The sequence below is a fragment of the Thiobacter sp. AK1 genome (assembly GCF_039822265.1).
Lineage (GTDB): Bacteria > Pseudomonadota > Gammaproteobacteria > Burkholderiales > Thiobacteraceae > Thiobacter > Thiobacter aerophilum.
Genome location: NZ_JBAJEX010000003.1, coordinates 116,492 through 137,848, shown reverse-complemented (window position 1 = coordinate 137,848; position 21,357 = coordinate 116,492). Strand labels below are relative to the sequence as shown.

General features: G+C 65.7%; 17 protein-coding genes. 3 read left to right on the top strand and 14 right to left on the bottom strand.

The features are described from left to right. The 3 genes from V6E02_RS05625 to V6E02_RS05615 all read right to left on the bottom strand — a co-directional run bounded on the left by V6E02_RS05625 (position 1) and on the right by V6E02_RS05615 (position 3,364). Positions 1-1,104, bottom strand: a complete 1,104-nt coding sequence (locus V6E02_RS05625; protein WP_347307795.1) for an ABC transporter permease subunit — start codon at positions 1,102-1,104, stop codon at positions 1-3. An 85-nt stretch (positions 1,105-1,189) separates the two neighbouring features. Then, a complete protein-coding gene (locus V6E02_RS05620) occupies positions 1,190-2,119 on the bottom strand; it encodes a branched-chain amino acid ABC transporter permease (protein ID WP_347307794.1) in 930 nt (309 codons plus the stop codon). A gap of 111 nt (positions 2,120-2,230) precedes the next feature. Then, on the bottom strand, positions 2,231-3,364 hold the full coding sequence (locus V6E02_RS05615; protein WP_347307922.1) for a branched-chain amino acid ABC transporter substrate-binding protein: 1,134 nt from the start codon (positions 3,362-3,364) through the stop codon (positions 2,231-2,233). Between the two features lie 313 nt (positions 3,365-3,677). Between V6E02_RS05615 and V6E02_RS05610 the strand changes: the two genes are divergently transcribed. Beyond that, positions 3,678-5,903 carry a VanZ family protein gene (locus tag V6E02_RS05610; RefSeq protein ID WP_347307793.1) on the top strand — a complete coding sequence of 742 codons (2,226 nt, stop codon included), beginning with the start codon at positions 3,678-3,680 and terminating at the stop codon, positions 5,901-5,903. Here V6E02_RS05610 and V6E02_RS05605 read toward each other — a convergent pair. Together V6E02_RS05605 and galE are read right to left on the bottom strand one after the other, a co-directional pair. Next, complete coding sequence (locus V6E02_RS05605; RefSeq protein WP_347307792.1) at positions 5,800-6,858, bottom strand: VanZ family protein; 1,059 nt, start codon at positions 6,856-6,858, stop codon at positions 5,800-5,802. The two genes, V6E02_RS05610 and V6E02_RS05605, sit on opposite strands and share 104 nt — an antisense overlap. Beyond that, positions 6,855-7,832 (bottom strand): UDP-glucose 4-epimerase GalE, encoded by a 978-nt coding sequence (galE, locus tag V6E02_RS05600; RefSeq protein ID WP_347307791.1) that lies wholly within the window; start codon positions 7,830-7,832, stop codon positions 6,855-6,857. The genes V6E02_RS05605 and galE overlap by 4 nt, the downstream gene beginning before the upstream one ends. Positions 7,833-8,449: 617 nt before the next feature. Between galE and V6E02_RS05595 the strand changes: the two genes are divergently transcribed. Continuing rightward, positions 8,450-9,418, top strand: coding sequence for an acetyltransferase (locus V6E02_RS05595; RefSeq protein WP_347307790.1), 969 nt, complete (start codon positions 8,450-8,452; stop codon positions 9,416-9,418). Next, positions 9,415-11,082 (top strand): bifunctional sulfate adenylyltransferase/adenylylsulfate kinase, encoded by a 1,668-nt coding sequence (locus tag V6E02_RS05590; protein ID WP_347307789.1) that lies wholly within the window; start codon positions 9,415-9,417, stop codon positions 11,080-11,082. The genes V6E02_RS05595 and V6E02_RS05590 overlap by 4 nt, the downstream gene beginning before the upstream one ends. Positions 11,083-11,145: 63 nt before the next feature. Here the strand turns inward: V6E02_RS05590 and V6E02_RS05585 are convergent, their stop codons facing one another. The 9 genes from V6E02_RS05585 to V6E02_RS05545 all read right to left on the bottom strand — a co-directional run bounded on the left by V6E02_RS05585 (position 11,146) and on the right by V6E02_RS05545 (position 21,350). Continuing rightward, positions 11,146-11,958 (bottom strand): NF038132 family protein, encoded by an 813-nt coding sequence (locus tag V6E02_RS05585; protein ID WP_347307788.1) that lies wholly within the window; start codon positions 11,956-11,958, stop codon positions 11,146-11,148. A gap of 226 nt (positions 11,959-12,184) precedes the next feature. Then, a complete protein-coding gene (locus V6E02_RS05580; RefSeq protein ID WP_347307787.1) occupies positions 12,185-13,075 on the bottom strand; it encodes a hypothetical protein in 891 nt (296 codons plus the stop codon). After that, positions 13,047-13,532 carry a hypothetical protein gene (locus V6E02_RS05575; protein ID WP_347307786.1) on the bottom strand — a complete coding sequence of 162 codons (486 nt, stop codon included), beginning with the start codon at positions 13,530-13,532 and terminating at the stop codon, positions 13,047-13,049. Before V6E02_RS05575 ends, V6E02_RS05580 begins: the two co-directional genes overlap by 29 nt. After that, complete coding sequence (locus tag V6E02_RS05570) at positions 13,529-14,044, bottom strand: hypothetical protein (RefSeq protein ID WP_347307785.1); 516 nt, start codon at positions 14,042-14,044, stop codon at positions 13,529-13,531. The genes V6E02_RS05575 and V6E02_RS05570 overlap by 4 nt, the downstream gene beginning before the upstream one ends. An 83-nt stretch (positions 14,045-14,127) precedes the next feature. Next, positions 14,128-15,609: a hypothetical protein gene (locus tag V6E02_RS05565; protein WP_347307784.1), complete on the bottom strand. Its 1,482-nt coding sequence runs from the start codon at positions 15,607-15,609 to the stop codon at positions 14,128-14,130. Positions 15,610-15,636: 27 nt separating this feature from the next. After that, positions 15,637-16,839, bottom strand: coding sequence for a type II secretion system F family protein (locus V6E02_RS05560; protein ID WP_347307783.1), 1,203 nt, complete (start codon positions 16,837-16,839; stop codon positions 15,637-15,639). Positions 16,840-16,851: 12 nt separating this feature from the next. Further along, positions 16,852-18,558, bottom strand: coding sequence for a GspE/PulE family protein (locus tag V6E02_RS05555; protein ID WP_347307782.1), 1,707 nt, complete (start codon positions 18,556-18,558; stop codon positions 16,852-16,854). 3 nt (positions 18,559-18,561) lie between these two features. Further along, complete coding sequence (locus tag V6E02_RS05550) at positions 18,562-19,599, bottom strand: tetratricopeptide repeat protein (protein ID WP_347307781.1); 1,038 nt, start codon at positions 19,597-19,599, stop codon at positions 18,562-18,564. A gap of 8 nt (positions 19,600-19,607) precedes the next feature. Further along, positions 19,608-21,350, bottom strand: a complete 1,743-nt coding sequence (locus V6E02_RS05545; RefSeq protein WP_347307780.1) for a type II secretion system protein GspD — start codon at positions 21,348-21,350, stop codon at positions 19,608-19,610. Positions 21,351-21,357 lie beyond the last annotated feature (7 nt).

Sequence of the window (21,357 nt, the reverse complement as noted above, 5' to 3'; positions counted from 1 at the left end):
TCATTTCTGCTGGTCATAGAGGGGAGGCGGCTCGTCGGGCGCGTCTTGGTGCTGGAATTCGCGCCGGCGCTGGGCGGAGGGAATCATGCCCTCGGGGCGGAAGAGCATCATACCCACCAGCGCCAGACCGAATAGCAGCATGCGCAAGTCGGCCGGATCGACCAGGATGCGGCCGAAATACCAACGTTGGACATCGCCGACATAGCGTAGCGCCTCGGGCAATACCGTGAGCAGAAACGCGCCCAGCATCACGCCGGCGATGTTGCCCATGCCGCCCAGCACGACCATGCACAGAATCATGATGGACTCGAGCAGGTTGAAACTTTCCGGGCTGATGAAGCCCTGGAAGGCGGCAAACAGGCCACCCGCCACACCACCGAAGGAGGCGCCCATGGCAAAGGCGAGCAGCTTCAGGTTGCGGGTGTTGATGCCCATGGCCGCGGCGGCAGTTTCGTCCTCGCGGATGGCCGCCCAGGCGCGGCCGATACGCGAATCCTGTAGGCGCATGCTGAGGAAGATCACCAGCAGGGTGGCCGCGAGGAAGAGATAGTAATAGCTGTGCGCGCTGGAGAAACGGATGCCCGCGAACTCGTGGGTCTGGCCAAAGGACAGGCCACCGATGACGATCGGGTCGATGAGGGTGATGCCCTGCGGGCCGTTGGTGATGTTGACCGGCGCATCGAGATTGTTCATGAAGATGCGGATGATCTCGCCGAAGCCCAGGGTGACGATGGCCAGATAATCGCCGCGTAGTCTTAGCGTGGGCGCGCCAAGCAGCATGCCAAACACGGCGGCCACGCAAGCCCCCAGAGGCAGCAGCACCCAGAAAGGCAGGTGCAGCCCGAACTGGGGCGAAGCCAGTAGCGCGTAGAGATAGGCCCCCACGGCATAGAAGGCGATGTAACCCAGGTCCAAAAGCCCGGCGTAACCGACCACGATGTTAAGCCCCAGCGCCAGCATCATGTAGAGCAGGGCGAAATCGAGGATGCGCACCCAGCTGCGGCCCAAACCCGCATCCACCAGGAACGGCAGGCAGCCGAGCAGCAACCCGAGCAGGACGAAGCTCAGCCAGGCGTTGCGGCGGGTGGGGGCAACGAGCCTCATGCGGGAAAACCTGCCTCAAAACGCACCAAGCACGCAGTCGCGCGCCGGGCCGATTCGTTTCCAGCTGGAAGCTTCATGACCCGGCTCACGCGCGTTCCCCCACGTGTTCGCCCAGCAAGCCGGACGGTCGCAGCACCAACACCAGGATCAGCACCAAGAAGGCGAACACGTCCTGGTAATTGCTGCCCATGAAACCCCCGGTGAGATCGCCGATGTAGCCTGCCCCCAGGCTTTCGATCACGCCCAGCAAAAGCCCGCCCAGCATGGCGCCGGCGATGTTGCCGATGCCCCCCAGCACCGCGGCGGTGAAAGCTTTCAGCCCGAGCAAAAAGCCCATGTAATAGTGGGCAAGACCATAGTAGGCCGCCACCATCACACCGGCGACGGCGGCCAGCGCCGAGCCGATGATGAAGGTGAGCGCGATCACGGTGTTCACGTTCACGCCCATCAGAGAGGCCACCTGCAGCGATTGGGCGGTGGCGCGCATGGCGCGGCCGAGCTTGGTTTTCTGCACCAGCAGCACGAGGCCGGCCATGATTCCCAGCGACAGCACGAGAATGAAAATCTGCAAGTCGCTGATGGTCGCGCCCCCGATCTGATGGCTGCCCGAGGGCAGGATGGCCGGGAATTTCACGTATTGCCGCCCCCAGACGATCATCGCGATGTTCTGCAGCAGAATGGAGACGCCGATGGCGGTGATCAAAGGCGCCAGCCGCGGCGCATGGCGCAGCGGACGATAGGCCACCCGCTCGATGGTAAAGCCAAGCAACATGCACGTCGGGATGGCCACCAGCACGCCGGTGGCAACGATGAGGATGCCGGGCAGATCCACGTGGGCGCCGACCAGGGCGCCGATCACGGTGAGGGCCACCATGGCGCCCATCATGGTCACTTCGCCATGGGCGAAGTTGATGAGTTCGAGGATGCCATAGACCATGGTGTAGCCCAGCGCGACCAGCGCATAGACGCTGCCGAGGACCAGGCCGTTAATGAGCTGTTGCAGGAAGATGTCCAAGATGGCCTAACAGGGAAAAAGCATGGAAGGGCATTTCACGAACGCTCTGGGCGCGCCTTTGGTTGGCAAAACGGCGGGCGGCCTGCCCGCGGAAGGGGCACCGTGCGCCGATTACTTGCCGCCGCTTCGCACCGTTTCGAGCGGCTCCCACTTGCCGCCCTTGACCTGATAGAGCGTCACGACACCGCTGGCCAGGTCGCCTTTCTGGTCGAACTGAATGTTGCCGGTGACGCCGTCGTAGTTGATCTTCGCCAGCTCAGCCAGGTATTGCTTGGGATCGGTCGAGTTGGCGCGCCGCATGGCTTCCACCATGACCATCACCGCGTCGTAGGCGTACGGTGCGTAGTTTTGGATCTTGCCGTACTTGGCGGTGAATTTTTCTTCGAACGCTTTGCCACCTGGCATCAGGGACAGCGGCAAGCCGGGGCTGGATGCGATCACGCCCTCCGCGTCGGCCCCTGCCAGTTGCAGGAATTCGGCAGTTTGCATGCCATCTCCGCCGAGGAACTGGGCGGTGATGCCCAATCGCTTCATTTGCCGCACCATGGGCGCCGCCTGCGGATCCATGCCCCCAAAGAAGATTACGTCGGGTTGCTTGCCCTTGATGGCGGTGAGAATGGCAGTGAAATCGGTGGCCTTGTCCGAGGTGTATTCCCGCGCGACGATTTCGGCGCCGGCGGCCTTGGCGGCCTTTTCCACCTCGTCCGCCAAGCCCTGCCCATAAGCGGTGCGATCGTCGATGATGGCGACCCTCTTGCCGAGCTTGGCCGCGTACTGGCCCAGCACCCGACCTTGTTGCTCGTCGTTGGTCATGACGCGAAAAGCGGTCTTGAACCCCTGGGCCGTGTATTTCACAGCGGTGGCGGAGGGAGAAATCTGGACGATTCCGGCATCGCTATAGAGCTTGGAGGCGGGAATCGAGGTGCCGGAATTGAGATGCCCGATGACGCCGGCCACGTGCGCGTCGATCAATCGCTGGGCGACGATGGTGGCGGTCTTGGGATCCGCCGCGTCGTCCTCGGCGATGAGCTCGATGCGGGCTTTCTTGCCGGCGATGCTCAGGCCCTTGGCGTTGAGTTCCTCCACCGCCAGGCGGGCGCCGTTTTCGTTGTCCTTGCCCAGGTGGGCCTGGGGGCCCGTCAGCGGGGAGACCGAACCGATCTTGATCACCAATTCGTCCCCGGCCGCCGTTTCGGGCTTTTTGTTGCACCCAGCAAGCGTGAGGGCAAGGCCGGTTGCCACCATTAGCGACGTGAGTAGACGGGATTTCACCAGACCCCTCCTCTGTTTAGTCAAATCCTGGATCGCAAAAGTATATCGCAATCCCCCTCAGCGGACCTCGAGGCGCGCTGGCCAGGCGAAGCGGCACGGCTGGCGGGGCACGCTAGGAACGGCTCGGGAATTTTTCGCCCCCGCTGGCCCGGGGATGAGCGTGCCCCAGGCCCATCGTCTCCCTGTGCACAAGTGCTGCCCGGTGTACCGTTACGCCTACGCCGGCCCGCGCCTGGTGCGGTGGCCGCTTTCGCGCTAAGGTAGGTGCAAGACAGGTGCGTCCGCCGTGAACCCATCTTCCCGCCGCCTTCTGCTGGGGACTGCCCTGGCCTACACGGTCTTCGTGATCTACGGCAGCTTGGTGCCGCTGGATTTCCGGCCGCTGCCCCTTGCCGAGGCGCTGGCGCGTTTCCAAGCCATGCCCTATCTCACCTTGGGCATCGGCTCCCGCGCCGACTGGGTCGCCAACATTCTGCTATTCATCCCCCTCGCCTTTCTCTGGCTGGGCGTGGTGTGGCACCACTCGAGCCGACCGTGGCGACTGGCCGCCACGCTGGCGGTGGGGGCGGCGTCGGTTTTGCTCTCCGTGGCCATCGAGTTTGCCCAGCTCTACTTCCCGCCACGCACCGTTTCCTTGAACGACATCCTGGCAGAGAGCCTCGGGGCGGTCGGGGGCGTGGCCCTCTGGTGGGTGGCGGGAGAGCGACTGGTGGCCTGGGTGGGGGGCTGGCGCGAGGCGCACGGGCCGCTGGCGCGCCACGAACGCCTGCTCGCCCTGTGGCTTTGCGGCTTGTTTTTCTACAACGTGCTGCCCTTGGATCTCACCATCAGCCCGGTAGAGCTATACCACAAGTTTCGCGCTGGGCGGGTGGTGATGCTGCCCTTTGCCGGCTTACCGGCCGACCCGTCGCAGGCCCTCTACGACCTCATCACCGACGTGGCGCTGTGGATCCCGGCCGCCTGGCTGTGGCGGGCCGGCGGCGCGAGCCGGGCGCGGGCCGTGGGCAACACGGTGGCAGCCGCCGCCCTGCTCGAATTCCTGCAACTCTGGGTGTATAGCCGCGTGACCGACGTGACGGATGTGCTCACCGCCGCGCTAGGCGGCTTCATGGGTGCGATCCTTCCACGCCGGGGGGAGGCCATCTTCCCGCGGGCCGCGGCAGCGGCGCTGCTGGGCGCGTGGGTAGTCGTGCTCGTCGGGCTGTTCTGGTATCCCTTCGACTTCCGCGCCGACGGGCCATTCCTGTCGCAGCGGCTCGCGGGGCTTCCGCGCGTGCCTTTCGCGGCCTACTACTTTGGCACCGAATATCGGGCGGCCACCGAGGTGCTGCACAAGCTGCTGTTTTTTGTTCCCCTGGGCTGGCTCGCCGCGCGGGCGGGATGTAAACGGGGTGCGGCGCTGGTGTTGAGCCTGGCGGTGGCTGCGCTCCTGGAGGGCGGGCAGTTTTTCCTGCCGGGCAAGCATGCCGACCTCACCGACTGGCTGATCGAGGGCTGTGGCGGCGGGATCGGGGTGTGGCTGAGCGGCTGGCTGGCAAAGGGCACGCTGAGTCCCACCGTGCTCCCAGCGCGCGCCTCTCAGCGCCCGCGGCGCGGCCTGCGCTTGATCGCGGTGTGGTGGGGACTTGCCGCCTTTGCCTTGGTCGGCACGCGTCTTCCCTCCGTGCCGTACAACGTGCGTGAACTCTTGGGCGAGCACGCGCTATTATCTTCGTTGGCGCTTTCCCTGGCCATGCTGTGGATCGTCGGTTTCCCCGCCTGGCTGGCGCGGGCCGGCGATGGGCGGCGAGGCCTGGCTTGGCTGCCCGCCGGTATTCTGCTGCACGGGGTGTTTGCTTTTGCCCTACTGCGGCTGGCGGTGCCGATCGAGAGTCTTTACGACGTGGTGGGCAGCCCGACCTTGGATTGGCCCGGGGAGTCGGAAATCGTGGCGCGTTTTCTGGGCTTGTTCGCCGCCGTTTCGGCAGCCGCCTTTCCCGCCGCGAGCCTCGCCCTGGGCGCGCCGCGGCCGGTGCGGTGGCTGGCCATTGCGCTGGCTTGTCCGCTTGTGGTGACCTCCTATGCCGTGGTGGTGCTGGCCGCCAATACCGACAACCTCACGGAGCTTCTCGCCCATTCGGCGCGCTGGGACGCCTTTCTCTGGGTCTGGCTGGCAGGCTTTGTCACGGCGCTCGCGGGCTACGGCCTGGCAGCCTGGATCGACGGGCGCCGCGTGCGCTGGCTGCCCTGGGCGGTGCTTGGCGCAGGGCCGGTGGCCTGGGTTCTGCTCGCTTTCGGGCTTGAGCCCACACTGGTGAAATATGGCCGGGTGTTTTCCGCGCTGCAGTTCTTGCTCTCGACCGATCGCGCCCACTACGCCTCAGACGGCGAACTCGTTCTGCGCTTTGGCCTCGCGTGGTGGCTTGCCGTCAGCGTGACGGCCGCGGTGACGGCGGTTCTCCCCGCGCCACAGCCAGGTACAGGGCGGAAAGCCAAGGCCAGGCCAGCGCCCCAGCCGCGGCCAGTCCCGTGACGTTGAGCCGACGGGGGGAAGGCTCCACCATGCCCGGCCAGATGAGATAGACCAGGGCGGCTCCCAGCAGCAGGGCAATGGCCACCCCGCTCCACCGTGCTGGCCGCTGCGGCCATACCCCAAGCAGGCGGTTGAGGGACAACGCGCCCGCCGCAAGCCCACTTATGAGTTCCACAGAAAGCAGCCGTTCCAGCACGGTCCATTTGAGCAGCACCGCCGCGGCGGCGAATTTGCAGGCGAGGACAAACGTGGTCGCCGCCACCGTCATTCCCATTGGGCGCGGAGGTTGCCGCAGTACCGTGGCAAGCATTAGCCCCACTACCACCAGTTCGCCAGCGTAGATGGCGGCAAGCAGGGGCTCCAGCCTGTCAAGATGGCTGGGCACTTCCCAGAAGGGCAGAAAGCCCCGATTCAGGTGGCCGGCCAGCAGGGAAGGCGGTTCCAGGGAGAGCTGTAGCAGGGCCCACAGGGCGAGCAGCAGCAAAGCGGCCTCGGACAGGCGGCCAGGTGCGAGGAGGCGATGGCGCAGCCCCATCACCAGCCGTCCCGGCAGCCGGTCCCACCGCGCCAATCCGTAGAGAAGGCCGCCCAGGAGCGCGCCGAGGCTGTTGGCCGCGATGTCCAGGTTGGAGGCGATCCGTCCCGGGATGAACAGCTGGCCGGTCTCCATGGCGGTGGAGAACAGGGCCGCAGCGGCACAGGTCATGGGCAGGGCCACGCGCAACCGGCGCGAGGCCGTCAAGGCGCGCGCCATGAGCCAGCCGAAGGGGACATACACGAGCACGTTGGTTGCCAGGTCGGTGCGGGTGACCACCGGCGGCACGGGCGCGATGAGGAACCCCCAGGCGGCCGGTTCCGGTACGCGCCAGCCATACAGGGGATAGAGACTGCCATACACCAAGAGCGCGGCGTAGAAAAAGAGCGCGAGCGGCGGGCTCGGACGGGGCGCGCTCATGGCGCACGGCATTCCCACTGCCAGGCGTGGGCGATGATGGTGGCGAGGGCATCGAAACGGGGACGCCAGCCGAGCAGGTCACGCGCGCGTGCTGCGTCCGCCACCAAACGCGGCGGATCCCCAGCGCGCCGGGGCGCATCCCGCACCGGAATGCGCCGGCCGGTGACGCGCCCGGCCGTGGCGATCACCTCCGCCACCGAAAAGCCTGCGCCATTGCCCAGATTCAAGGCGGTAGAGGCGCTGCCCGCGAGCAGGTATTCCAGGGCGAGCCAGTGGGCCTCAGCCAGATCGGTCACGTGTACGTAGTCGCGGATGCAAGTGCCATCCGGCGTGTCGTAGTCGCGCCCAAACACCGAGACATGGGGCAGCCGCCCGCGAGCGGCACGCAGCACCAGGGGAATGAGATGGGTCTCCGGTTCGTGGCGTTCCCCGAGTCGGCCTTCGGGATCGGCGCCGGCGGCATTGAAGTAGCGCAGGCAAACCGACTTCAGCCCATAGGCGCGATCGTAGTCTTCGAGAATCTGCTCCACCATCCACTTCGTGCGGCCGTAGGGATTGATGGGCTGTTTCGGGTGCGTTTCGGGAATGGGCACCTGCGCGGGGTTGCCATACACCGCGGCGCTGGAGGAGAAGATGAAGCGGTGTACGCCGTGGGCCACCATGGCATCCAGCAGATTCAGCGTGTGGGCGAGGTTGTTGGCGTAGTACTTCGCAGGTTCGCGTACCGACTCACCCACTTGGATAAAGGAGGCGAAATGCATCACCGCATCGAAATGACGAGCGTTCAACAGCGCATCGAGGGTGGCGCGGTCGGCCAGATCGCCCTGCACGAATTCCCCACCCAGCACCGCATCGCGATGTCCGGTGCTGAGATTGTCGAAGATGGTGACCCGGCATCCACCCGCCAGGAGCGCGGCCACCATGTGCGAGCCGATGTAGCCCGCGCCGCCGACTACCAGCACGGAAATGGGCATGTCACCCCTTCGCCCGCTTCGGCAGGCGCTGCACTCTTGGGCACGCGCCCATGGTTTCTACGATGAATCGCTCCACCATTTTATTGACCTCTACCGAAGTAGTTGCCAGCTGCGTAAGTAACCTGTCATTCCCGCGAAGGCGGGAATCCAGAGTATTGTTGGTCATTTTCCCCGGTCCGCTTTTGCGCGGACGACAAACAGGTGTCACGTACTAACGTGATGCTCAATCGATGCCTTTCACTTCCGCTCGCAGCCTGCCGTGGGTGATGCGCCCGTGTCGATGTCGTTCGCTCTCTGTCATTCCCTCGCCGCTCGGGCGCAGGCCGATGATGTGACGGAAAGGCAGCACAACCATGGGCCAAGTGTATAGGCCGGCGCCGATTCCGGCTAGAATCGCTCTGGGTCGCTGGCTTGCCACGGTGGCAGCGAAGGGCCTTCAGGGGTGTGGCGGGCTGGCTTGCGCGCGGTGAGCGCGGCGTGGCCAAAGCCGCTACCCCTCAACCCGGATTATCCATCACACCGGCGCGTGCCCCTAAACTGCAGGGCATATGAGATCCATCGTCGTCTTGGTGGGACAGCCGCGTCGTAATGGATAATCTGGTTTCAAGGGTGGTTCCATGACCGACTATGACGTCTTCAACGGCGATGCCGACGGCATCTGCGCCCTGCACATGCTGCGGCTGGAAGTGCCGCGCGAAAGTGAGCTGGTCACCGGCGTGAAGCGGGACATTGGCCTGCTTAAGCGGGTCGCGGCGGGTGCCGGCGACCGCGTGACGGTGCTGGACATTTCCCTGGACAAGAACCGCGCGGCGCTCATGCGCATGCTCGATGCGGGCGCGGAGGTGACCTATTTCGATCATCATCAGGCGGGCGAGATTCCGCGACATGTGCGCCTGGCGGCGCACATCGAGACCGGGCCGGAGTGGTGTACCAGCCTGCTCGTGGATCGCTATCTTTCCGGTCGGCATCGTCCGTGGGCGGTGGTGGGCGCCTTCGGCGATAACCTGCACGCTGCGGCACGGCGGGCGGCCCGGGATTTGGCTCTCACCGAGGCGCAGCTCGACGCCCTGCGCGAGCTGGGTGAGTGCTTAAACTACAACGCCTATGGGGAAACCACGGACGATTTGTATTTCCATCCCGCGGCGCTTTACCGCCTGCTGCACGCCTACCGCGATCCCTTCGAGTTCATCGCGGCAGAGCGTGCTTTCGTCATCCTCAAGGAAGGCTGCGCCCAGGATCTGGCGCGGGCGCAAGCTGTGCGTCCGGTGCACCGTTGCGCCGCCGGGGCGATCTACCTGTTGCCCAACGAAGCCTGGGCGCGCCGCGTATCCGGCCTGTTTGGAAACCTGCTTGCGCGCCAGGCTCCGCAGGAGGCCCACGCCGTGCTCACGTGCAAACCAGGCGGCTACCTGGTGAGCATCCGCGCTCCGCTTGCCAGCCCAAGCGGTGCCGACGGGCTCGCCAGCCAGTTCGCGACGGGCGGCGGACGCAAGGCGGCGGCGGGCATCAACCATTTGCCGGAGGGCGAGCTTGAGCGCTTTTTCGCCGCCTTCGATGCGGCATTTACAGCGGGGCGCGCAGCGTGACGGATACGCTTCCTGCGCCCTACGGCGGCCGCCTGGTGAATCTCCTCGTGGATGAAAAACGCGCGGCGGCGCTGCGTGAGGAAGCACGCGATCTGCCGGATCTCGACCTCACGCGCGAGCAGCTTTGCGAGCTGGAGCTTCTGCTCAACGGCGGCTTTTCACCCCTGACCGGCTATCTTGGCGAGGCGGACTACCGGGCGGTGCTGGCAACGGGACATCTTTCGGATGGCACCTGGTGGCCCTGGCCATTGGTGTTGCGCCTCACGGAAAAACAGGCCACAGGCATGACACCGGGCCGACGCTACGCCCTACGCGATCCGGAGGGTTTCATGCCCGCGGTGCTCACCGTTGCCGACGTCTGGCCGGCTGATGAGCGCCTCGAACGCGCGGCGCTGGGCACCTCGCCCGGCGGCATCTGTGTTGGCGGCACCGTGGAAGGCGTGGCGCTGCCGCCGCGCCATGACTTTCTGGAGTGGCGCTTCACGCCTGCGGCCTTGCGCGCCCAGTTTGAGCGGCGCGGCTTCAAGCGCGTGATCGCCTACCAGACGGCCCATCCCCTGCAGCGCATGCACGAAGCCTTTGTAGTCAAGGCCTCCCTCGACCGTGAGGCGAATCTGCTGCTACACGGCGTGGCGGGCGTGCTGCCGGCCAACGAGGCGGAATATTTCAGCCGGGTGCGGGCCTGGCAGGCGGCGGTGAAACACTTGCCACCGGCCTTAAGCGTGCTCGCCCTGCTCCCTCTCGCACAGCTGCCCCCCGGCCCGCGTGGCGTGATGCTGCGGGCCATCCTCGCGCGCAATCACGGCTGCGCCCACCTCATCGTCGGTGGCGAGCAAACGTCAGCAGGCGAACAGCGGCGTGGCGCGGACATCCTCGCGGAAGTGCAAGCCACGCTGCCGGAGGCCGTGCAGGCGGTGGGTGTGGAACTGGTGCCCTTCCGGCGCATGGTGTACGTGGAGGATCGTGCTCAGTTTCTGCCGGAGGAGGACGTGGTGGCGGGCGCGCGGAGGCTGGCTTTCACCGCCCAGGAATTCGAACGGCGACTGGACTGGGGCCTCAACATCCCCGCCTGGTATGCCTGGCCCGAGGTGGTGGCCGCCCTGCAGCGTGCCTATCCACCGCGGCATCAGCAGGGCTTCTGCGTGTTTTGCACCGGGCTGTCCGGCGCGGGCAAGTCCACCCTGGCCAAGGCGCTGCAGATTCGGCTCTTGGAAATCACCGGTCGGCAGGTGACCCTGCTCGACGGCGACATCGTGCGCAAGCATTTGTCCAGCGAGCTGGGATTCTCCCGGGAACATCGCGAGATCAACGTGCGCCGCATAGGCTACGTGGCGAGCGAGATCGTCAAGCATCGCGGCATTGCTATCTGTGCGCCCATCGCCCCCTATCGGGAAAGCCGCCGCGCCGTGCGCCAGATGATCCGGCAATACGGCGGTTTCTTCGAAGTGTATGTGGCAACGCCCATCGAAGTGTGCGAGGCGCGCGACCGCAAGGGCCTCTACGCCAAGGCCCGCGCTGGGCTCATTCAGGCTTTCACCGGCGTGTCCGACCCCTACGAGGCGCCGGAGCAGCCGGAGCTTGCGCTGGATACCAGTGAGCTCACCGTGGACGAGGCAGTGCAGCGCGTGCTCATCAAGTTGGAGCAGGAAGGCTACCTGCGCTGACCAAAATAGGGCGTAAAAAAGCCCGACAGTTGTCTGCCGGGCTGTGATTGCGCTCTTTTCCCTTCACGCGGGCTTGCGGCGCCGGAGGGCGGCCAGTCCCGCAAGCCCCAGGCCCATGAGAGCCAGGGAGGCGGGCTCGGGGACACTTTGACCAATGGGTTTTTCGTTGAGCGAAAGACCCGCAAATGCAAAAGCCGACTGGAAAGCTTGGTCAAGCGCGTTTGTCACGCCGAATCCAATGGAATAAGTGCCTGACGTTGGGAAAGTGTAGGTCATTTTGATCCAGTCTGTATATCCGCATCCCACGTCATAGCACGTGCCCGAGGAGCCGCCAAGGGGCGAGAAGGTTGGTGCACCTGCAATAATGGGAGTGCTGGGGGGGGTCAGCGTAACCCCCGCTCCCAGCCCAGGCAGCCCAAAACCAGGAACTGTATTGCCGCTGGGCGTGGTCCGGGCGGTAAAGAGTAAGGAATCGAACGTGTTGGTGCCCTGATACAACCCCGCCCACGCGTACTCCGTGTATTCGGCGCCATCACTGGTGATGTAGTTGAAGTAGAAGGTAAGCGTGTCCCCAGAGTTGGCGCTGAAAGCGGGCGTCTGCGCAAACGAACCGTTGGTTTCCTGGCCGGTGGCGCCCACTGGCAATGTCCCTACACCACCAGGGCCTCCATTTGTGGAAATCCACTGATAAGAGCCGAAGCCCGGCGGTAGGCTCACTACGCCGTCGGCACTGGTGTTGGTGCCGCAGTTGCCGACACACGTCCAGCCCGCAGGAAGGGGGGCAGCCAACGAAGCGCCTGCCCATCCCAAACCAACCATCACGCCAATTAGGTTAAGCCGCCTTGTCCACGACGAAGGCTTTAGTCCGATATTCATGGTTACCTCCTGATCAACTTCAGTGTTACCCGCCCCTTGCATTGGAGACGGGCCGAATGGGTTCCTGCAGCCATCGCTAAGCACCATCCGTGCCAACTGCGTGATTGTCTCTTTTAATCAATCTGTTGCATCGAGCGGGCCCAACTGCCTCGGCTGCAAGTGTAAATTTTTCCGACAAACGCGGCCTACGGATGGGCTGCCCTGCGGGGTGCTGGGATCGCTGGGCTTAGCAGGACGGTCGGTCGCGGGTCACCGCGTCTTTGCCCGTGATGGTGTAGACGATGGCGCAGTTTCTGAACTTGAGGGTGATGGCGGTGGGGCTGACGGTGGAGCTGGGATCGAGGGCGTCATCCCACTGGTTGGCAATCCAAAGCGAGGGTTTGTTCAGGTCGGCGACGGTGGTTGCGCTGTAGGGCGGGGGGTTGACTGCGGCGAGTTCCCGCGCCATGCGCTGGGTCACGAGGGTGAAGAGGGTCTGGGGCGTGAGGGCGAGCACGCTGTCGTTGTAGGTGTCGGAGGAGGGCGCGGTGTGGACGGCCGGCGGGCTTCGGGTGACGCCTTCCAGGTAGTTGGGGTAGGCGCTGGGTGCCGAGAATGGCCCGCTGCCTGGCCGCACCTGGCCGAGGCGGTCAAGCACGGGCCCCGGGGCGAATAGCACGGCCACCACCGGCTGCCCATCCAGGGTGAGGCTGGGTTGTGTGTTGGTGTTGAGCGGCCCACCGCCGCTGCGGAAGGCGCCATCCACCAGGAGCCAGAGGCGTTGCCCAGTGCCGTCGCGGAGGTCGCCTGTGTCCAGGGTGCGCCAGGGAAACCACCCCACATAGGGGGTGGCACAGGCTGCCCCTTGGGCATTGCCATCGTTGTCCTGGTCCGGACAGGGCAGACGGCCCGGGTTGAGCTTTGCGCTTCCGGGATCCAGCACGGCGTAACCCAACAGGGCCTGCTTGGCCACGGCGAGGGCCGCGCTGGTTTTGCGCTGCGCTTCCAACTCCACCTGGGCACTTTTGATCCGACTGACGAAGACGAGGCCGCCTCCCACCAGCAGCAGGAGGAGCACCAGGAACAAGGCGGCGCCCTGTTCACCCGTGTCACGGCGACGCCCAGTCGCTGGCTTCATGATTCTCGGGGTTGGAAGTGGCCGTGGTTTCGCCGCGGTGGCGGGGCTTAGTTGCGCCCTTGGGCGGGGCCACCGGTGGGGCGTCGCTCGCCGCCGGGGCTGCGGCACGGGGCGTGCCTTCCCGCACCTGGCCGGTGAGGGGGTCCAGGGTCTGTCCGACCCGCAGCCGCACCTGTTTGCCATCGAGGGGAATGAAGGCGGTGCCGGGGGCGCGCGCACGGGCATTCGCCTGGGGGCGACCGTTTATCCACACCGTCTGTCGGCCGTCGCTGCGGATGACCACGCCATTGAGGGTGATGCCTACGCCTGGGTCCTGACCCGCCCCTGCTGTCGCCTGGGTACGCCGCGCCAAATCCAGGAGGGCGCGCTCATCGGGCGTGAAAAAGAGGCGTCCCAGATCGTCTGCCCACGCAGGCGCGAGGAAGACGGCCAGCGCCAGCAGGGCGAGGCGCTTCATGGTTGGCGCTCCACCGGGCTCAAGGTGATCCAGACCAGGCTGCACTCGGCGACGAGCTTGGGCTCGAAGCGGGCGCTGAACGGGCCACTTGCGAGCCGCTGGATGGTGCAGGAGCGGGGGAGCGCCAGGCCCGCGTGCTGGTTGTCCAGGGCCGAGAGGAAGGCGAGCAGGTCGCCTTCGTGCAGCAGCTTGAGGTTGAGTTCCATCAGGCTTTCATGCACCACCACGCCCGCCGGCGCGGCCAAAAGGCGGGCCGGTTGCTGGGCCGCTAGCCGATAATCCACGGCGAAGCCGCGCAGACTTTGGCTTGCCGCCCGCACGGCATCGATCCAATTCACACGCTGCTCCGGGCCGACGATGCCGGCCGCGAGCAGCGCCCGGTAGGCCGGCGCATAGCGCTCCAGGGCGCGGCGTTCTTCGTCCACCTGATTGAGGCGGGCACGGGCCGCCGCCAAACGGCTTTGCTCTTGCTCCAAAACGCGCCGGGCCTCGCCCACGGCGGCCAAACTCACGCTGAAGAGCCATGCCGCGAAGACGCTAGCCGCGCCAAGCGCTGCCAGCGGAAAAAGCCACTTTGCGAGCCAGGCGCCGGCATTCATGGCGCGCGCTCCAGGCGCAGCGCCAGCCTGAATGGGGCGCTCGCGCTGGCTGGTATCTCGGCGCTGTTGCCGGATAGGGGCGTCTTGGGATCCAGGTTGACCGGTAGCTCGACCACGTTCACCTCCTTCACGCCGGCCTGGGCGCGCAGACTATCGGCCAGTCGCTGGATGAGCGCCAGCGCAACGCGGTAATCGCCATCGAAGGGGTGAATTTCGGCGCTGAGCTCGATCTGTTCCGCGGTCCCTGTCTCGGCATTCCAGGCAAAGCGCACCAGCTTAACCTGTGGAAAGGCGGGCAGCACGCCTCCCACCAGGCGTAGCGCCGCCTCGGGCGTGCGGCGCTGGGCGTTGAGCATGGCCACTGTCTCCACTGCGGCGCGCATCTGCCCGGCAGTGGCCGGCGCGGCGGGGAAGGTGCGCGTGACGTCCTCATAGCGGGCTCGAACCTGGTTGGCCTCGGCGCGCGCCAACGCGGCCTGTTGGCGCAGATTTTGACTCTGGTAGAAGCTTCCGCCGGCGTACGCCACGCCCAGGCAAGCGATGCTGGCGGCGAGGCCATAGGCGACGCGGCGCAGGCGCTGCTCCACGAAACCGCGCACCTGCTGAGGCTGGGCCAGATTGCAGGCCGGGACGTGACGTCCGAGCAGGCACAGCATCAGGGCATCCATGTCGTGGGGCAGGCGGTGGGTGGGCAGACCCATGGCGCGGGCGAGACGCTCGGCCCCCACCGGCTCGCAGCGGAAGCCGGGTTCGGTGGGCACCTGGCGGCACGCGGCGGCCAGCTCACCTGTGGGATCGAGCACCCAGGCGAGTAAAGGCGCATCGCGCGCAAGCAGCCGCGTGTTGTAGAAAAACAGTCGGCTCTTTTCCATCTCTTCCGGCAACACGCCTTCTAGCGCGGCGGCGGAGGCATCCTCCAGCGGGGTGAGACGGCTGATGCGCAAATGGCCGTCCACGAACAGGCTCTGGCGCAGACCGCCGCTTTGCCGCGAGACCAGTAGCCGTGCGCCGGCACCATCGAGGCGCGCTACCAAGGCCGTGCTCACCGAAGGCAACAGATAGATGCCGGCCAGGGGCGCGTTCTGCGCCGCGAGGCGCGCAAGCCAGGGGCGGAGCAAGTCTTGGCTGGTGAGGGCCATGAACAAATACTGATCATCCCGGCGCCGCCCCGCCACGCGGCCCTGGAGGCAAGCGGCGCGGTAAGGCGTGGTGCGGAAATATTGGGCGAGCTTGCGCTCTACCATCTCGCGCCGGGCGCGGCCCCAGGCATGGGGCAAGGTCTCCACGCGGAAGTCCTCTTCTACCACGTCCAGCATGACATACACGGGCCGCCGGGGATGGGCGGCGAGCAGCTCGAGGAAAGGGGCCTGTGCGCTGCCATCGTTTGGCAGGCTGGTCACCTGTCCCAGCCGTCCGGCATGGAACACGCCCCAAGTGACACGGGGAGCGGAGAGATTGAGCAGGATTCTAGCGGGCATCGGCGGCTGGCGGTCGGCGCGGCGCGCTCATAGCTTGACCGTGCCCAAAATATCATAGACCGGGGCGAGGACCGCAAACAGGATGGCCGCGAGGATGAGACCCAACAAGACGGTCAGCGCCGGCTCCAGCAGCTTGAGGGCCCGTTCCACTGATTCGCGCACGTCCCGGTTGTAAAAGTAGGTGACGTTCATCAGAGCCGCGTCCAAGGCGCCGGTGGTCTCGCCCACGCGGATCATGCGCAGCACCAGCGGTGGAAATAGACCAGTGTTGCGAAAACTCTCGGTGATGCTTTCGCCACCCGCGATCTGCTGCGCCGCGCGGCGCAGGCCGTCAGCCACATAGCGGTTGGCGACGATGCCTTCGCAGGCGGCCAGCGCATCCAACACCGTGATGCCCGACCCGTAAAGCAGTGCGAAGAAGTTGGCGAAGCGCGCCAGCAGGATCTTCTGCAGAATGGGGCCGATGAGCGGCAGGTTCAGCTTGAGATAGTCCCAGGTGAGTCGCGCGTTGCCACCGCGTTTCGATGCCAGCAGCAGAAGGCCCAGGCTTGTCACAAGCAGCAGGAAAAGCAGGAGCCAGTAGCGCCCCACGAAATCGGAGATGGCGATGAGGGCGCGAGTTTGCCAGGGAAGTTCTTGGCGCATGGTGCGCAGGAAGGTGGTGAGCTCCGGCACCAGATACAGCATCAAGAACACAATCACCGCGCCCACCACGATCAGCACCGCGGTGGGATAGATGAGCAGGCGCTTGGTCTGGGCCGCGAGTTCGTCCCGCCACTTGAGGGTCGCCGCCAGATTGGCCAACACCTCCGGCAGATTGCCGGTCTGCTCGCCGGCGCGGATCAGGCTGACGAAGAGCGCATCGAACACCGTAGGATGATTGGCGAGCGCGTCGGACAGCATGCGCCCGCCCACCATGTCCTCGTGCACCGCCGCCACCACTTCCCGGAAGCGCGGATTGTCCAGGGTGGCGGCGAGGTCGGCGACGCCGTCCAAAAGAGGGATTCCGCTGCGGGTGATCTGTTCCAGTTGGAAGCAAAAGTTGATCAAGTCCCGGCGCGACACCGGACGGCCGAACAGGGGAGCCGCGTCGGTCTGCACCCGGCAGGTGATGAGATCCAGCCCCATGCGCTTCAAGCGCTGTTCCAGGTCGGCTTCGTTGGCGGCGTCCATGCGTCCGCGCAAGCGGCGTCCATCGCGATCCACGGCGGAATACTGGAAAGCGGGCATCGCGGCAACAGACTAGCGTAGGCGGCCGGTGAGGTCCACCACGCGCGCCACTTCGTTCAGGCTGGTCTTGCCTTCCAGCACGCGGCGGATGCCGTCCTCGGCCAGCGGCCGGAAGCCCTTGCCAAGCGCTGCGGCGCGCAGCTCATGCAGGGGGGCGCGCATGGCCACTAGCTCATCCAGCTCGTTGTCCATGTACAACAATTCCATGAGCGCCATGCGCCCCTTGTAGCCCTTGTAACGGCAGTGGGGGCAGCCCACCGGTCCATAGATCACGCTGTCCTTCGCTGCCTCACCCAACAGCGCGCATTCCTCCTGGGTGGGGGCGTACGGCGCCTTGCAGTGGGGGCAGAGCAGGCGCACCAAGCGCTGGGCGATGACACCGATGATGTTGCCGGCCATGATCTCCGGTGAGATGCCAATGTCCATGAGCCGCGGAAAAGCGCCCAGGGCAGAGTTGGTGTGCAGGGTGGTGAACACCTGATGCCCGGTCATGGCGGCGCGGAAGGCCATTTCTGCCGTCTCCCGGTCGCGCACCTCCCCCACCAGAATCACGTCCGGGTCCTGGCGCATGATGGAACGGATGCCGTTGACGAAGTCCATCTTCACTGTTTCGTTGACCGAGGTCTGGCGCATGAGGGTGACTGGATATTCCACCGGGTCCTCGAGCGTCATGATGTTGATGGTCTCGTCGTTGATATGGGCGAGCAGGGAATAGAGCGTGGTGGTCTTGCCGGAGCCGGTAGGGCCGGTGACGATGAGAATGCCCTCGGGCCGCGCCATCATGCGCTGCAGGGTTGCCAGCGTGGCAGGCGGCAAGCCCATGGCTTCCAGCGGGATGATGGACCGCTCGCGGTCCAGGATGCGCAACACGATGTTCTCACCCCAGATGGTGGGCTGGGTGGAGACGCGGAAATCGATGGGCCGGCCATTGAGGTTGAGAGAGAAGCGCCCATCTTGGGCGGCGCGGGTCTCGGCAATGTTGATGCCGCTCATCACCTTGAGCCGCACTGCGATGGACGGCCAATAGGTCTTGTGCAGGCTTCGGATCTGTTCCAGCACGCCGTCGATGCGGTAGCGAATGCGCAGGAAGGCGAATTCCGGCTCGAAGTGGATGTCGGAGGCTCCACGCTTGACAGCATCTGCCAGCAAGCTGCCCACCAGGCGCACCACCGGCTGGGTGTATTCCATCTCTCCGCTGGCGGTGAGCAGGCTGGCATAGTCCACCTCGCCGGTCTCGATTTCGCGCAGGATGCCATCCACCGAGAGCTCATAGCCATAGAACAGGTCGATGTATTCCGAAAGCTGGGCAAGCCCCGCCAAGAGGGGCTTGATCTCCACCTGCGGCCCCACCAGGGCGCGCAGCTGGTCCAGGGCCATGACGTTGAAGATGTCGCCTACCGCCACCACCAGCAGGCGCTTGTCGGCATCGAAGGCCAGCGGCAGCAGGTTGTGCCGGCGCGCGAATTCTTCCGGCACCAGCTTGAGGGCCTCCAGATCGGCCACCACGGTGGCGAGATCCACGCTCTCCTGGCCGATGGTGTGGGCCACGGTGTCCCGGATCACCGCTTCGGTGACAAAGCCCAACGCCACCAGTTGCCGGCCCAGGGGCAATTGGCTTTTTTCCTGCTCCTTGAGAGCGATGCGCAGTTGGTCCTGGGTGATTAGGCCCTGCTGCAATAGCAGGTCACCGAGACGGAGCTTGCGGCGTTGTTCGGACACGGCTCACGGGCTGAGTTGACGCAGGTGCGCCTGCGTCGTTGCGGGGTCGAAATGGGCGCTGCCCTGCTGCTGCGCGAGGCGCAGGGCGCGCCGGTAGTATTCCGCCGCCAAACGTGCCTCGCCAAGATGTTCCAGGCTCACCGCGAGATTGAAGGCGTAATCCGCCACCTCGGGTTCCAGCCGCTGTGCCTCGAAATAGGCCTGCTGCGCCTCGTGCCAGCGTCCCTGGGCGGCGAGCAGATTACCCAGCGCATAATGGAGATAGGCGGCGGGCCGCTCGGCGATCAGCGCGCGCAGGCGGGCCTCCGCTCGCGCGGGTTCCCCGCGGCCGATGAGCGCCACCAGGGCCGCTTGGGCGTAGCCGTTGCGGGGATCCTTTTCCAGCACGCGGGAATACAAGCGCGCGGCCTGTTCGTTCTCGTTGCGATTCTGCGCGATCACGGCGAGCGCGAGCAGCACGTCCGGGTTGTCGGGATGGCGCGCTTGCAGTTTCAGGTAGGCCGCCTCCGCCTCGGCCTCGCGCCCCGCTTCCAAGAGGGCGTAGGCCTGGGCCAGGTCCGACGACGGCTCGGCTACGTTGCCTTGGGTCGAGGGTCTGATCAGTGGCTGGCCTACGGCGCTGGGCGGCTGCAGCGGGGCCGCTTGCTCCTGGCTGACGGCGGGTGAGGCGCGGGGTGTCGGCTTCACCATGACCTCCAGGGGCGGCACGCGTTCCGGCGCGGGGGCATTGGGCTGCGGCGCCGGCGATGCTGGGGAAGGGGTGGGGGGCGCCGCAGGAGGCGCGGACGGCGCGGGCGGTTTGGGCAAAAACAGCCAGGGCATGTAAACCGCCACGTAGAAATAGGCAGCCAGACCCACCACCACCGCGATCAGCAGGACGAGGAGCGCGACCAGACGCCGATTGCCGCTTTCTTCTCCATGGGCGCGGATCAGGTCCGCCGCCGCCTGGGCGGAGCGGGGTGGTGCCTCATCGCCCATCATGGGCTCGAGTGCCCAGTCTGGCGCGCTGGGCGCTCGCTCCACACTCTTCAATGCCTTCATCAACAGGCTCATGGCGAGGATGGGGAGGTTGGCGCGGGCGTGGGTAGCCAGCGACGATAGAAGGAGAGTTCATCACTCGATAGCGAGGGATGCGTCACCACGGTCGGACGCAAAAACACCACCAGCTCCGTCTGCCTCGCCTTGCGCTCGCGGCGGCCGGTGAGGAAGTTGGTGACCGGGTTGTCCGTCAGACCTGGCAGGCCATCGCGATTTCGGGCGCTGTCATCCTGCATCAGGCCGCCCAGCACCACGGTTTCGCCGCTGGCCACTTGCAGCACGGATTCCATTTCCCGCACCTGAATCACCGGCACGGTGTTGGTCACGCCCACCTTCTTGAGCTCGGGATTGGGGTCGGCTGCATCGCCCGCCTTGCGCGTGATGGTGGGACGCACCACCAAGGTCACTCGGCCGTCGGGGTTGATCTGGGGGGTGACTGCCATGACCACACCCACCGGCACCGTATGGGCGGTGGTGGTGAAGGTGGGTTGGACGATGATGCCGCCCGCCGTCTGCGTGCCCTGCTGCACCTCCAGTGAGAAATACACCAAATTGTCCACCACCTTGAGCATGGAGGTCTGGTTGTTGAGTACCATGAGCTTTGGGCTCGACAGCACCCGCGCCTCGCCGAAGGATTCGAGAAGCTTCACGGCGGCGGTAAAGTCGCGGTTGGCGTTGTTGTAGGTGAGGGTGAAGAAGGGCGCGCTGGTGACCAGGTTGGCATTGGTGCCGAAGAAGAATCCCGTGCCCGCGGCGGCGGTCAATGCCCGCTGCCAGTCGATGCCAGCAGAAAATTCGTCCTTGAGGACCACCTCGACGATGGTGGCCTCGATCAGCACCTGGCGGTTGGCCGCCGCCTGCACGCCATCCAGATACTGCTGCACCAGCCTGTGCTGCGCCTCGGTGGCCATCACCATCACGGTGCCACCCACGGGATTGACGATCACATCGTCCTTCCGTTCTTCGAGAGCGGCTTGGGCACCCTGACCGAACACCTCCTTGAACAGGGTGGGCGCGGCCTGTCCGGCGCGGGCCACCGCGCTCGCCTGCTGGAGGCGCTCTTCACGCGCGGCGCGCAGGGCCTCCACGCGCGCGTTGCGCTCCTCCGCCGACAGGGTTTGGGCGCGCGTGCTGCGCAGGATGTCGCGGATGTTGGCGGCGAGCACCTCCCAGAACTCATTGCTGGAGGTGCTGGTGACGGTGGTGGTGGAGCTGTTGCTGCCGGTGCTTTGCTGCGCCACAGCCGTGCCACTGCCGGTAGTGGCCACTTGCGCCGAGACGCCGATGGTGGAGCTGGTCTTGCGCTGAATATTCACGTAATCAACGCGATAGGTCTTGAGGTAGGGCGTATCGGGCGTGACGATCAGGGTGCGTCCCTCCAGCTTCCAGCGGATGTTCACCTGCTGGGCGATGCGATCGAGGATGGCGGGCAAGGTCTCGTTGATGGCATTGAGGGTCACGATCCCTTGGATGTTGGGATGCACGTCGATGTTGAGCCCAGTATCCCGCGCCAGGGCGAAAAGGAGTTCTTTCACCGGCACTTCCGTGACCACCACGCTGTAGGTGGGTGCTTTCACCGCTGGCTTGGGCGGCGGCAGGCGCGGCGCAGCGGTCACTGGTGCGGGAATCTCGCGCATCGCGGGCGCAGGCGGCGCGATGTGCCCTTGCGAGAGTGGGATGCGCACTTCGTTGGCGCAGCCCCCGATGAGCAGCAGGCACAAGCCGGTCAGGGGAAGGATGCCAGGACGCCTCACGATCGCT

Bases quoted from the DNA above. Each gene is read 5' to 3' on its own strand.
- V6E02_RS05560 (WP_347307783.1), bottom strand. From the start codon at position 16,839: ATGCCCGCTTTCCAGTATTCCGCCGTGGATCGCGATGGACGCCGCTTG.
- V6E02_RS05595 (WP_347307790.1), top strand. From the start codon at position 8,450: ATGACCGACTATGACGTCTTCAACGGCGATGCCGACGGCATCTGCGCC.
- V6E02_RS05550 (WP_347307781.1), bottom strand. From the start codon at position 19,599: ATGAAGGCATTGAAGAGTGTGGAGCGAGCGCCCAGCGCGCCAGACTGG.
- galE (WP_347307791.1), bottom strand. From the start codon at position 7,832: ATGCCCATTTCCGTGCTGGTAGTCGGCGGCGCGGGCTACATCGGCTCG.
- V6E02_RS05565 (WP_347307784.1), bottom strand. From the start codon at position 15,609: ATGCCCGCTAGAATCCTGCTCAATCTCTCCGCTCCCCGTGTCACTTGG.
- V6E02_RS05625 (WP_347307795.1), bottom strand. From the start codon at position 1,104: ATGAGGCTCGTTGCCCCCACCCGCCGCAACGCCTGGCTGAGCTTCGTC.
- V6E02_RS05585 (WP_347307788.1), bottom strand. From the start codon at position 11,958: ATGAATATCGGACTAAAGCCTTCGTCGTGGACAAGGCGGCTTAACCTA.
- V6E02_RS05615 (WP_347307922.1), bottom strand. From the start codon at position 3,364: ATGGTGGCAACCGGCCTTGCCCTCACGCTTGCTGGGTGCAACAAAAAG.
- V6E02_RS05575 (WP_347307786.1), bottom strand. From the start codon at position 13,532: ATGAAGCGCCTCGCCCTGCTGGCGCTGGCCGTCTTCCTCGCGCCTGCG.
- V6E02_RS05580 (WP_347307787.1), bottom strand. From the start codon at position 13,075: ATGAAGCCAGCGACTGGGCGTCGCCGTGACACGGGTGAACAGGGCGCC.
- V6E02_RS05605 (WP_347307792.1), bottom strand. From the start codon at position 6,858: ATGAGCGCGCCCCGTCCGAGCCCGCCGCTCGCGCTCTTTTTCTACGCC.